This window comes from Candidatus Arsenophonus phytopathogenicus (assembly GCF_056113345.1).
In genome coordinates, this window is record NZ_JBUIOB010000017.1 from 201,157 (window position 1) to 213,280 (window position 12,124).

The following is a 12,124-nucleotide window of genomic DNA, read 5'->3' on the forward strand; positions in this document are numbered from 1 at the left end:
CCTTGCCAGGCTGATAACATTATCATAGCTGTCAGCGAATCACCGCCATTTTCCATTAAGGAAAGTTGCGGGTAAAAAATTATAGTGGCGCAACAGACATAGCAGTGCCGCCTCAGCATCGTTTTCACTAAACGGTTGTAACTCTTGTGACCGATTTTGCACAGCGTGTGATTGAAATAATGCCTGGCGATCAATTTTGCCATTTGGCGTCAAAGGCGAGCTGGTAGCCTGTGCACTTGATGGGGGATCATCCAGCCGGGCTCTCGTGACTTAAGAAAATCTATCAGTCGATCGACCACTACCACTGACAAATGCGATTAACTCAATGGAAACCTCATTTTCACGCGTCAGCACCGCTGCCGCCTCAACATCCGGTGCCAAGAGAATATGCTGTTCCAGCTCATTGATATCAAAACGAAAACCACGAACTTTTACCTGATTATCGATACGCGCCAACCACTCCTATTGACCCTGCTTATTCCAGCGTACTTTGTCACCGGTGCGATAACAACTAACAGATGGTACAGTAAAATGACCGTCGACAAACTTCTGCTGAGTGGTTTGTTCATCTGCGTAATAGCCTAGTGCCACGCCAGGACCAGAAAGATAAAGCTCACCACTTTCTCCCTCGCTAACGAGTTCCCCCTTCCGGTGTCAAAACCCAGCACTGAGTTTGTCCGATCCCTTGCCCGATCGGTAGCCGGTCACCTATGAAATTCTGCGGAACTGGCCAAGCAGTAGCAAAAGTGCTGCATTCCGTCGGTCCATAAACCTGGATCAGCTGAGGTGGATTTGGCATAAACTGACGGTAAAACTGACGAACCGCTTTCGGTCTTAATGCTTCTCCCCCTACTAATAAGTAGCTTATCGAGGCCAGCAAAGGGGCGGTACCGACGACTAAGGCGTGAAATAGTGCAGAGGTGATAAATAGCACATCGACTGGAGCAGCAGGTTTAAAATCACTGTCTGTTCCCTGATAACAGAGCATATCCGGCGTGATCATTACCGTATATGCCCCATTGGTTAATGCTGCCCAAAAATCGAAACTGAAAGCATCAAAAGCGGGAGTGGAAAGCGAGCCTATCCCTTGGCCAGGGGCAATAGTGACATAATCTGGCTGAAAAGCCATATGCAAGATCCCTTGGTGGCTAATTGCTACTGCTTTCGGTTTCCCGGTGGTGCCCGAGGTATAAAACAGGCAGGCACAAGTCTGCGGTGTTGAATGGTATCCCCAAAATGTAGAGATAGCACTAGCTTCAGGTAACTGACTGTAATCAACACAGCGTGTGGTCTGCGGTAAAGCACAATTTACAACAGTTGTTCTAAACGGGCTTGAGGTGTATCGAATTCAACACAAAGATAACTGGCTCCAAGCTTTACTATCGCCATATCGGCACCTTTTTGCAAATGCAGAACAATAATGTCACCAGGTTTTCCAACTAAAACAGCCAATTTGGCCGCCAATACGCTACTCTTGTCCTCCAGTTCGCGATAGCTCAAGCTTTGCTGTGCATCGACCCAAGCATCGGCTTCAGGCACCGTTTGAAACCAATGGTGAAAAGCAGCAAGTAAATTTTGCGGTTTTTCGGTGTTCATATGCATACTTCCTCAGCCATCTCGTGGCAATGTTCAGCCATGATATTTTCCACCATCGTCGCCACTTTTTGCACGTGAGGTGGATCCATCAACGACCAATGATTACCTGAGGTGGGCAGCGCAACTAATTGGGGCATCGCCCGACGCCATGCTGCGGCGCCACGTTCAATATCAAAAGTGTACTCTTTGTCGCGTACCTGAATTAACCAGGCACGGCCAGAAAAATGGGTAACCTCAGTTATACCAGTAAGTAATAGGCGGTGATGATTGTATAAGCGGTGATAACGATCAATATCTTCTTCACGAATATCTGGAAATATGCCATCAAAACGACATAATTTCTGTTTAAATTCGTCCAATCCCATTTGTGGGATACAGCGCACCATTTCGGGATAAGGCTAGCCTGTATCAAACATAATAATTTTGCTATGGTGAAAACCTCGTTGTTGAAGCTTACGCGCCATTAATAATACCATCAGCCCGCCTAATGACCAACCACATAGTATATGAGGCTGACTAAGCAAATGTTCAATTTGAGTCAGGTAATGGTCTGCCATTGCATCAAAACTGGGTAAAAATGATTCTCCCTCTTTTAAACTTTGCGCCTGAATACCATGTATGCCGAGGTCACGATTGAGAGCATTCGCCAGTTTTAGATAACAATAAGCGGTACCGCCACCAGCATGTATACAGATAAGATGGCGCTTGCCATCACGAAAGGTCATTAAATTGTCTGCCCGTACATTTTGCTGCTGGCTACCTCTGGTGCGTGTCCGTAGTAAAACCGCTAATTGCTCAATAGTAGTTGGATAACAAATTAATTCAGTCAGTGAAAGAATTTGGCCAATCTCTTTTCAACCAGATTTACCAGTCTTAATGCATCCAGCGATGAACCACCAAGTTCAAAAAAGTGGCTATGGGTATCAATCGTTACGTTAAGAAAAAGCTGCGAAAAAAGAGTATACAGCTTCATCTTAATATCATTACGAGGTGCAATAAATTTGTCATTGCGCGGTCGATAAATCACCCGCATAGCCTCTAGTGCCCGCAAATCAAATTTACCGTTCACCGTCAGTGGCATTTTTTCAATTTGCTGCAGATAACGTGGAACCATATATTCTGGCAATTTATCAGCTAGCTCTTTACGCACTTGGCTGCTATCCAACGGATTATTACTAATATAAAAACCATGTAGTTCCCGATGACCGGCTTCTCCAGGCGCTATTACCACCCCAAGAATGACACCCGGTACAGCTTCCAGTGCCAGGCGCACCTCTTTTAATTCAACACGATAGCCCCTGATTTTAACCTGATCATCACGCCGTCCGACAAAAATCAATCCCTCTTCGCTCCAATAACCGTAATCACCACTGCGATAAGATCTAACCTTTCCTTTCTTAGAACCGGGAAGGGTAATTTCAACAAACGCGTTTTCATCTAAATCTGGCCGATTATGGTAACCACGTGCTAATCCCTGACCGACAAAATAGAGTTCACCAATGGCGCCATCAGGAACATGTTGCTGCTGCGAATCAAGAATATAAACCTGCATGTTGTTGGAAACCCAGCCAAGAGGAACCGGGCCGTTGATTTGGCGATGTATCGCATAAGCAAAACTGTAAACACACGTTTCCGCCGGACCATAGATATTAAACAAATTTTTGACCCCAGCCTGCTGGGCAGAACGCACCGCTGTAGGGTTAACAACATCACCACCAAAAATCACCGTATCAACCGTTGAAAAAAGCGCGGCCTTAACAGACTGCATGTAGCTATCAAATAATCCTGTCGCTAAGAAAATATTATCTGGTTGATAATTAACAATCAGCTTCTGCATTCGCTGTGGATCAGCAATGGCTTTTCTTTCTGGGGTAATGACCGTCGCACCATGGATCCAAGCTGACCACAACTGCAGAGTTGCACAATCAAAAGTTTCATTCGCAGAATAGAGAACACGCTGTGAGACTGGCAGGTGTCGAGGCTGATATAAGGTACTCATCACTGACTGATGAGATAATGCCACACCTTTGGGGGTGCCTGTGGTACCGGAGGTAAAAATTAGGTGACTCAGATCTTCGACCGACCCTTTTGGCCTCTGGCTCAAGGGAGATATGGCATCAAACAAAGACGTTTGAGCTTCCTCCAGCAGAAGGGATATCTCTAATTGCGGTAATGCCAGAGCGAACATTTGGGGTTTGATCGACTAACAGTAAATCAGGCTGTACCACCCCCTTCATCACTGCTTTACGCTCCTCAGGTGCACTACGATCAATACAGTAATAAATCATTCCTGCATACTGCACCGCCAAAATAGCAAGCACCAACTGCGCCAGAGGTTCAATATGCAACATGACAATCATTTGGCGCGGATCAGTAAACATGGTATTTAAATGATTAGCGATATGGGTTGCAATCTGGTGAAGTTGGCCATAACTCCACTGTTGACCGGTCACATCATCAATAAGCGCAATATGGTCAGGTTGTTCTAACACATGAGTATAGAATTGTTGTGCCAAAGTATGGTCAGGCCAAGCGACGGCGGTAGCATTACGTTGATCTATCTTCGCTATCATAGCCGGCGTAAGCAGCGGTAAATCGATGATACGCTGATCAGAATTTACCAGCACCATCTCTAACGCTGTTTGATATTGCACCATAAAAACGTTAAATAGCCCATCCTGATTAATGGTTGGAGCGATATTTAAACGTAAATGGATTTCACTATTTTCTGCCTGCAATACAGTAGTTGTAGGTCATTACTACTTTCGATAAATTCATAATTTTCGCAGACGGTGACGCCATCACTGAAACGATAGCTGTGGTTTAATGCCACCGTTTCACCAAACATCAGATTGAACCTTTCTAATGAATGTTCTTTTTTCTATTTACGCAACGCATTAATGATATTTGCTAAAGGAATGTGTTTTGCCGCTTTCCAGCGTTTGCGTTGCAAAATGATTTGTTCAAATAAGTTAGACCAACTCAAATCTGCGGTAAAATGGTGACCTAAAATGACAGTGTTGACCCAACATCCACCTTCTTCGCCACAAGAGATCGGACGCATACTCACTGGCGAGAGCATGAAAATATCATTTTGACCCGATAAACGGTGAAGTAAGCCAACAAAAATTGCCTGTAAAATAATGTGCCGGGTTGCATTATGCTTATCCGCTAAAACCTGGATACTTTTCACAAGAGATTCAGGTAGCGATAACATTTTACTTTCTACCTTTTCATTCTTATGCGAACTGCGAGGTAGCATTAATTGACACGGTTGCCCAATTAAATCTTGTGCACGTTGTTCCGCCAGCGCCAATTCTGATTGAGTTAAACTATTTTCTGGCTGTTGATTGATGAAATAACATTCTGGCGATGCCCATTGCGGTAATGGTTGAGACTCTGTTAATAATTGATAAAAGCGCTGGACATTTAACATAAACTGACGAAATGAGGTGCCGCCAATAATTAGATGATAAATAACAAGATTTAATACATGATCCATCTGCTGATCGTTTTTACCCAGATAGCATAAGCACCATTTAAATAATGGTGTCACACCAGGGATCAGTTGGTAAAGGGTATTAAGATTATCTTGGCCAGACTGCTGCGGTGAATCGTGTTGTGAAAAATCATAATATTCACCTTGTGCCGGTACCTCAACATGGCATTTTTTTAATTCGTTTTGCCATAAAAACGTCCACTGAAAACTTGGTTGCTTTAGTGCATGGGACAGAGCCAACATAAAAATGTCACGATTAAGTTCACCTGTTAATTTTATTGAAAAAAGTGTATTGGAAATTTCAGCGTTATCAGATGATTTATCGGATAAATAAAATGCATTTTCCCACTTAGTCGCAATACATTGTTTCATGGTATATTTTTCCTTCTTTGTTGTGAGAAAGGGTAATTCCACTGCCTTAGTAGATTTTTATTGATAGTAAGCAGCAGCTGGTTATTACATTTGCTCAGCAGCAAAAAACTGCTATCAATCAGATGTATGATCAGTTAAGTGAACTTATTGCGTCGCAGGTACGGTAATGGTCAGCAAATCGAGACAATCTGGTATTTCAACACTTCTTTTGTATTTGCCCAGTCAACCGACGATATCAAGCTCCTTCAAACCTTGCTTGTGCAGGGAAGTGTTAGATGTTAGCGGTTTTTAGGTTGTCGCGTTACAACCTCTAAGAATTAAGAGTTTTCATTTTTATTACCCATTTTAAACGCGATCAGTAACCTGGAACAAAATGGCAGATATCGTCAGTATTTTTAAAAATATACATAGATATCATTAACCTACCATAACTAATGGTTTTAATACGTTATCTTCTTTATTGGTTTATTTTCGTGCGGGGTTTCACATTTTCCAATTTATTTAGAGTTTTATGACCAACTAAAACTGACCACCACATTAAATTGTTAACGGAAATAACTGACCTGAACCATTCAGAGTTAATACATCGTTATAGTTCTATCATATTAAGATAATTAAGTGTTATTTGCTTCGTTTCATTGATTTTCCGATAGATAAAATCGCGGTTAAACTTAATCAAAATTCCATTAGGGAGATATTGGTTTGTTTAGTAAATATTTAAGTGTTAGGTAACCTAAAACGGATGAAGCGGGAAAGAGGGATTAAAATTGACTACTTGATTATTTATTAATTATCAGGTTTTACACTTAAGCACAAATTGTCCTCGATTTATTGCCCACTAAGAAAAGAAAAATTTATGGTAGCAGTGGCTATCTGGATAAAAACCGATATCAGGATAAAAATAGCATTCTCTTTATCAGAAAGTCGGGGACCACAGGTGTCGAACCTGCCAAGGACCACTGGCGGCCCCATCTGGATTTGAAGTCCAACCACCCCAGCGGGGACGATGATCTTCCATGGAAAAATTGGCAATCATTATAATCTTATTTTCAGAAATTCTAAACCTAGGTATTTAAACAATCTGGTAAAAAAACAGATAAAATATTTGTCTTCATATTGAACTCAGCCGTTTGTAGCCATATCTTAATCACATCTCTTATTTAATATTTAATTGTACCTATCAAGTAGTATAATTAATCACAGGATGTTTTTATTATGACAAATCCTTTACTAACGAAATCTGTGTTACCTCATTTTTCAACCATTACACCGCAAGATGTTCTCCCTGCGATAAAAACCGTATTAGACAACTATCGGCAGACAATTGAGACCATAGTTAAAGAAAATAGCACCTTTAACTGGCACAATTTATGTCAACCATTAGAAGAAGCTAACAACAAACTCTCTCGAGCCTGGTCACCCGTAGGTCATCTCAATGCAGTAAAAAATAGCACCGAATTACGACAAGTATATGATACCTGTTTACCTATGCTATCAAAATTTAGTACCTGGATGGGACAACATACCGGTCTTTACCAAGCTTATAAATCGTTAAAAAATAGTGCTGAATTTGATACCCTCAATCAAGCACAACGTAAATCAATTGAAAATACGTTACGTGATTTTGAATTATCCGGAATTGGTTTACCAGCAGAAAAAAAGAAACGTTATGGTGAAATTGCTATTCGAATTGCCGAATTAAAAACTAAGTTTAGCAATAATGTGTTAGATGCAACGATGGGTTGGACGAAACTGATTAAAAATAGTGATCAGTTAACTGGCATACCGGAAAGTGCTCTTTTAGCAGCAAAAGCATTAGCTAAATCTAAAGGAGAAGAAGGCTGGTTATTCACGTTGGATATGCCAAACTATCTGCCAATTATGACTTATGCTGATAATCGTCAACTACGCCAAGAAATGCATCACGCCTATAATACCCGTGCTTCTGATCAGGGACCAAACGCTGGTAAATGGGATAATAGTGACATTATGGATGAAATTTTAGCCTTACGTTACGAATTAGCACAATTACTTGGTTTTAATAATTTTGCTGAAAAATCTTTAGCCACTAAAATGGCCGAATCACCCAAACAGGTTCTGGATTTTCTTACCGATCTTGCGCAACGAGCCTACCATCAAGGTGAAAAAGAGCTTGCGGAATTGACCCAGTTTGCTAAGGATCACTACGGAATTGAGAAACTTGAGCCCTGGGATCTGGGTTACTATAGTGAAAAACAAAAACAGCATAAATTTTCAATTGATAATGAACAACTACGTGCTTACTTTCCAGAACAACGGGTTATTAACGGTCTGTTCGAAGTCATTAACAGAATTTATGGTTTGACAGCAAAAGAGCGTCATGATGTGGAGATATGGCATCCCGATGTACGTTTCTTCGAATTATATAATGAATGCGGTGATTTATGCGGCAGCTTCTATTTAGATCTCTATGCCCGAGAACATAAACGTGGCGGTGCCTGGATGAATGATTGCGCGGGCAGATTAAAGCATATCAATGGCAGCTACCAAAAACCTGTGGCTTACCTAACCTGTAATTTTAACCAACCTGTTGGTGATAAACCCGCGCTGTTTACCCATGATGAAGTTATTACCTTATTTCATGAGTTTGGCCATGGTTTACACCACATGTTAACCCAAATTGATGTAGCGGATGTAGCTGGTATTAATGGGGTGCCGTGGGATGCTGTCGAACTACCCAGTCAATTTATGGAAAATTGGTGTTGGCAACCTGAAGCACTTACCTTCATTTCAGGTCATTATGAAACAGGTGAACCATTACCAAAATCAATGTTAGATAATATGTTAGCAGCCAAAAATTATCAGGCCGCAATGTTTATTCTTCGTCAATTAGAATTCGGTTTGTTTGATTTTCGCTTACATACTGAGTATTCTCCGCAAAAAGGCGGCCAAATTTTATCAACCTTACGATCGGTTAAACAACAGGTTGCTGTAGTGCCGTCACCCGAGTGGGGCCGTTTCCCTCATGCATTTAGCCATATTTTTGCCGATGGTTATGGTGCCGGTTACTATAGTTATTTATGGGCCGACGTTTTAGCTGCCGATGCATTTTCACGATTTACCGAGGAAGGTATTTTTAATCGCAGCACTGGGTTATCATTTCTTGATAATATTTTAAATCGTGGTGGTTCAGAGGAACCGATGGTACTGTTTGAACGTTTCCGCGAACGAAAACCTAAGCTGGATGCAATGTTACAAAGTTATGGTATTAATGTATAAATGGCAATTGATATTCAATTAATTTGTGACCCTGGCGCTTCTCAAAGTGCCTTATCGCTGATTGCCGATAAATGGCAACTTAAACACACGCCTACTGCATTAATAACATTAGTGCTAACACCCCAGTATTTACAATTAAAAAAATTAGACGAACCTAAATTAGGTGGCATTTATGTTGATTTTGTTTCAGGGGCAATGAGATACCGACGTAAATTTGGTGGTGGTCGAAATGAAGCTATTGCTAAAGCAGTTGGCATCAAAAAATCCTATTTACCCACGATTGTTGATGCTACTGCCGGTCTTGGCAGAGATGCTTTTGTCCTTGCTGCACTAGGCTGTGAAGTCCGGCTGTATGAACGTCATGCCGTAGTTGCGGCACTTCTTGATGACGGATTACAACGGGGTTACGCTGATGCTGAAATAGGAGGCTGGTTAAGACAGAGAATGACATTGCTACACGCTTCAAGCATCGATGCATTGACAACGCTGTCACCCGCACCAGATGTAGTTTATCTCGATCCGATGTATCCCCATCGACAAAAGAGTGCCTTAGTAAAAAAAGAAATGCGCGTTTTTCAATCGCTTGTTGGTAATGATGACGATGCTGACAGTCTTTTAATTCCGGCAATGACAATAGCTAAACGCCGGGTTGTGGTGAAACGACCCAATTATGCATCCCCCCTAGCAGCAATCTCTCCACAAGCGACAATCAAAACTAAAAATCATCGTTTTGATATTTATTCATTTTCAACTGATTTACTCCGTTAAATATTCTCAAAAATAATAAATAACCAAAAATGTTGATAAAAAAAAATATTATATCAATATTAACTCTTCTATAAAAATATCTCCTATTTATTGTTCTAAAAATACCATTTTTTAAAATAATATTCATATTATAAACATTAAAATAAACTTTAAATAACCTTAAAAAAATATAATTTAACAAATGTTATTGTTTAAATGGATATTGTTAATAATATTGGAGATAATTTTTGGATCATAAAATAAAACAACAGGATACATTTTATTATTATTTCAACACCAAAACCTCAAAACAAGAAATAACCCTAACAGAAAAAATAAAAGTTATTCTTAATTATAGAAATCCCTCCCTCAAAAAACAAAATAAAATAATTGAAGAGCTCCAACAGGCTGTAAATGATTTTAAACTTTTTGCTGATTTAAAAGATATTAAATCAAGCGAAAAGCCACTTGAAATATATATATATTCGATAATAACGAAGATTACCAACATTATGGTAAAGAAAAAGTTTTAGGAACCGAAGGTGGTAAATTTTATTCAGGAAATCCACCGACCATATATGTATATCAACAGGGGAATGTTTTTAATCTTAAACATGAATTTACCCATTATTTAACTAATATAAATATAGCTAATGAAGCTCACTTACCTACCATATTAAAAGAGGGTATCGCTGGATTATATTGAATATTTTTCCGATAATAAATTTAATGCCCAAGAAAATAGCATTAACCTAACTGAAGATGAAATAAAATAAAAAAATATATCTGAATTCTTAAAATTAAAACATTCAAATGACTTTCATGAAAATTCCAAGGTTTATAAAGTGGGTCTTGCTCTTACTATGTATTTAAAAGCAAAAAAACCTGAATTTTTAAAAAATCTTTTACATAATTAAAATCCAGAATAATATTTAGAGCTAATTAAAAATGAAAATTATAATTTTAAAAATTGGCTTAATGAAAATAATAGATGGTGAAGTTAAAAATTTAAATTATTATACCGATGATATAAAAAGTTTAGAAACAAAAGAATTTGTTGGTAAATTTTCTACTGTAGAATACACAGGTTATGGTAATTATATTCGTTGCTATAATGCAGCATCTAGAGACTATTTCTATATCAAAATAACCGGTAATTATCACTATTTAAAATTAATTGAAAATAGTAACAATGAAATTAAATTAGTGTTTACCAATGAAGATGGCACTAAATATTTTACCGATAGTTATGAATATCAACATAAACTCAAAATACAATCAAAAATTTTTTGCGGGAAAAATAACTGAAGAAAGAGTAAATGAAATAATTGATCAATTAACAGAAATTAACCCTAATGCGCTAACTAATATGAACTTAGACAATAAACCTTTAGGTACTATTTTCAATGTAAAAAAACTCGATAAGGGTATGGTCAGTGCATTATCTTTATATGATGGAGAAGAAAAAGTTAGCGAAACCGGTTTCTTCAAACAAATTGATGGCCAACAGCAAGAATCCTTTGTTTTTTCCAATGCGCTTCATAATCTCCATACAAGTTATGGTGGCAAGGTTTATTTGGCTGTTGAAAAAGAGGAGCAACAATATAAAGCTTCTTTGATAGATGGTAGAAAAGTTCATAAAGACCCATATTTTGATCAGCCACATTTACATAAAAATGAGTTACTAAGCCCAGTATCAATCATATTCAGCAAAAAGATCTGCCATCATCACAACTCAATGGTACCAAAATATACAATCATAAAGATTCCCCATTAGCCCAATATACAACTTCACAAGAACAACCGCCGTACACGATTAAAAAGGGTGAATTATTAGACAATAAAGGAAGTTCAAACATAGATGATGATGTATACGAAGCGGTGATTTATAAAGATGATAAAGTAATTTATAATTTCAAGACTACCGGATTTTATATTACTGAAGAAATAACCGACCAAAATAATAATATTATTGATGGCAGTGATTTATTTATTCATGATCATGGCAGAAATATTCGCTATCAATTACCAAAGGAAATAACATATCTAAAATTAATAAAAAAAGACGACGCCTATAAACTTGCAGTTTGTGACAAAGAGGGTACTGAATATACTGATATACCCGATGAATATAGACTTATCGATTCCATTTTTGCCCATCGATACGAAAAAAAAGATCACTCAAATAACCATCTTAATATTGGCTTAATAAACTTTGACAAATATCCAGAGGGTTCTCTTTTTCAACTTAAATACGATCCAAATGATTATCAAATTGTAAGAAATGAAAATAATGATATAGTAAGAATTTCTGATAGTTATAAATATTCTACTAAAGTAAAAATATTTTATAATGGCACTGACATTGGCATGTTATCTAATGATCACCATAATTTTCAAGGTCATATTTTCTTTTCCATTGATTATAACTACAGTTTCAAGGATTTTCTCGCCTCTTATTCTCCACAAGTTGATATTATTGAAGAGGTAATAGTGTTCGAACAAGGTTATGATGACATTGGCAATACAAATCACGAATATACCGACTATAAAAAACTCATTTAACAACAAATGACCATCAGCCAGTTAATAAAGGTCCTGACAATAAAATTACCACTGACATTCTTTATAAAAACAAATCTTTTAGCCATA

At 38.4% G+C, this 12,124-nt stretch carries 16 protein-coding genes; 6 read left to right on the plus strand and 10 right to left on the minus strand.

All coding sequences use genetic code 11. The annotated features are described in order from the left end of the window. Window positions 1-39: 39 nt before the first annotated feature. The 10 genes from AC01GB_RS04285 to AC01GB_RS04330 all read right to left on the minus strand — a co-directional run bounded on the left by AC01GB_RS04285 (window position 40) and on the right by AC01GB_RS04330 (window position 5,467). Complete coding sequence (locus AC01GB_RS04285) at window positions 40-213, minus strand: hypothetical protein (protein WP_474450693.1); 174 nt, start codon at window positions 211-213, stop codon at window positions 40-42. A gap of 57 nt (window positions 214-270) precedes the next feature. Next, on the minus strand, window positions 271-456 hold the full coding sequence (locus tag AC01GB_RS04290; RefSeq protein ID WP_474450695.1) for a hypothetical protein: 186 nt from the start codon (window positions 454-456) through the stop codon (window positions 271-273). Between the two features lie 6 nt (window positions 457-462). Then, window positions 463-591, minus strand: a complete 129-nt coding sequence (locus AC01GB_RS04295) for a hypothetical protein (RefSeq protein ID WP_474450696.1) — start codon at window positions 589-591, stop codon at window positions 463-465. 40 nt (window positions 592-631) lie between these two features. Next, complete coding sequence (locus tag AC01GB_RS04300) at window positions 632-1,348, minus strand: AMP-binding protein (RefSeq protein ID WP_474452322.1); 717 nt, start codon at window positions 1,346-1,348, stop codon at window positions 632-634. Next, on the minus strand, window positions 1,309-1,602 hold the full coding sequence (locus AC01GB_RS04305; RefSeq protein WP_474450697.1) for an AMP-binding protein: 294 nt from the start codon (window positions 1,600-1,602) through the stop codon (window positions 1,309-1,311). Before AC01GB_RS04305 ends, AC01GB_RS04300 begins: the two co-directional genes overlap by 40 nt. After that, window positions 1,593-1,982 carry a hypothetical protein gene (locus AC01GB_RS04310; RefSeq protein ID WP_474450699.1) on the minus strand — a complete coding sequence of 130 codons (390 nt, stop codon included), beginning with the start codon at window positions 1,980-1,982 and terminating at the stop codon, window positions 1,593-1,595. The genes AC01GB_RS04305 and AC01GB_RS04310 overlap by 10 nt, the downstream gene beginning before the upstream one ends. A 12-nt stretch (window positions 1,983-1,994) precedes the next feature. Beyond that, the gene (locus AC01GB_RS04315) at window positions 1,995-2,321 is read right to left on the minus strand and encodes a thioesterase domain-containing protein (RefSeq protein WP_474450700.1); all 327 of its coding nucleotides are present in this window, start codon (window positions 2,319-2,321) and stop codon (window positions 1,995-1,997) included. Window positions 2,322-2,422: 101 nt separating this feature from the next. Then, on the minus strand, window positions 2,423-3,721 hold the full coding sequence (locus AC01GB_RS04320) for a non-ribosomal peptide synthetase (RefSeq protein WP_474450701.1): 1,299 nt from the start codon (window positions 3,719-3,721) through the stop codon (window positions 2,423-2,425). Then, window positions 3,714-4,334 carry an AMP-binding protein gene (locus tag AC01GB_RS04325; RefSeq protein WP_474450703.1) on the minus strand — a complete coding sequence of 207 codons (621 nt, stop codon included), beginning with the start codon at window positions 4,332-4,334 and terminating at the stop codon, window positions 3,714-3,716. The genes AC01GB_RS04320 and AC01GB_RS04325 overlap by 8 nt, the downstream gene beginning before the upstream one ends. Window positions 4,335-4,477: 143 nt before the next feature. Then, window positions 4,478-5,467 carry a condensation domain-containing protein gene (locus AC01GB_RS04330; RefSeq protein ID WP_474450704.1) on the minus strand — a complete coding sequence of 330 codons (990 nt, stop codon included), beginning with the start codon at window positions 5,465-5,467 and terminating at the stop codon, window positions 4,478-4,480. A 1,215-nt stretch (window positions 5,468-6,682) separates the two neighbouring features. Here AC01GB_RS04330 and prlC point away from each other — a divergent pair. The 6 genes from prlC to AC01GB_RS04360 all read left to right on the plus strand — a co-directional run bounded on the left by prlC (window position 6,683) and on the right by AC01GB_RS04360 (window position 12,037). Then, window positions 6,683-8,725, plus strand: a complete 2,043-nt coding sequence (gene prlC / locus AC01GB_RS04335; RefSeq protein WP_474450706.1) for an oligopeptidase A — start codon at window positions 6,683-6,685, stop codon at window positions 8,723-8,725. Beyond that, window positions 8,726-9,493: a 16S rRNA (guanine(1516)-N(2))-methyltransferase RsmJ gene (gene rsmJ / locus AC01GB_RS04340; protein WP_474450707.1), complete on the plus strand. Its 768-nt coding sequence runs from the start codon at window positions 8,726-8,728 to the stop codon at window positions 9,491-9,493. A 227-nt stretch (window positions 9,494-9,720) separates the two neighbouring features. Beyond that, window positions 9,721-10,005, plus strand: a complete 285-nt coding sequence (locus AC01GB_RS04345) for a hypothetical protein (RefSeq protein ID WP_474450708.1) — start codon at window positions 9,721-9,723, stop codon at window positions 10,003-10,005. Window positions 10,006-10,420: 415 nt separating this feature from the next. After that, the gene (locus AC01GB_RS04350) at window positions 10,421-10,780 is read left to right on the plus strand and encodes a hypothetical protein (RefSeq protein WP_474450709.1); all 360 of its coding nucleotides are present in this window, start codon (window positions 10,421-10,423) and stop codon (window positions 10,778-10,780) included. Further along, window positions 10,722-11,249: a hypothetical protein gene (locus AC01GB_RS04355; RefSeq protein ID WP_474450710.1), complete on the plus strand. Its 528-nt coding sequence runs from the start codon at window positions 10,722-10,724 to the stop codon at window positions 11,247-11,249. The genes AC01GB_RS04350 and AC01GB_RS04355 overlap by 59 nt, the downstream gene beginning before the upstream one ends. Before the next feature lie 104 nt (window positions 11,250-11,353). Then, window positions 11,354-12,037: a hypothetical protein gene (locus AC01GB_RS04360; RefSeq protein ID WP_474450712.1), complete on the plus strand. Its 684-nt coding sequence runs from the start codon at window positions 11,354-11,356 to the stop codon at window positions 12,035-12,037. Window positions 12,038-12,124 lie beyond the last annotated feature (87 nt).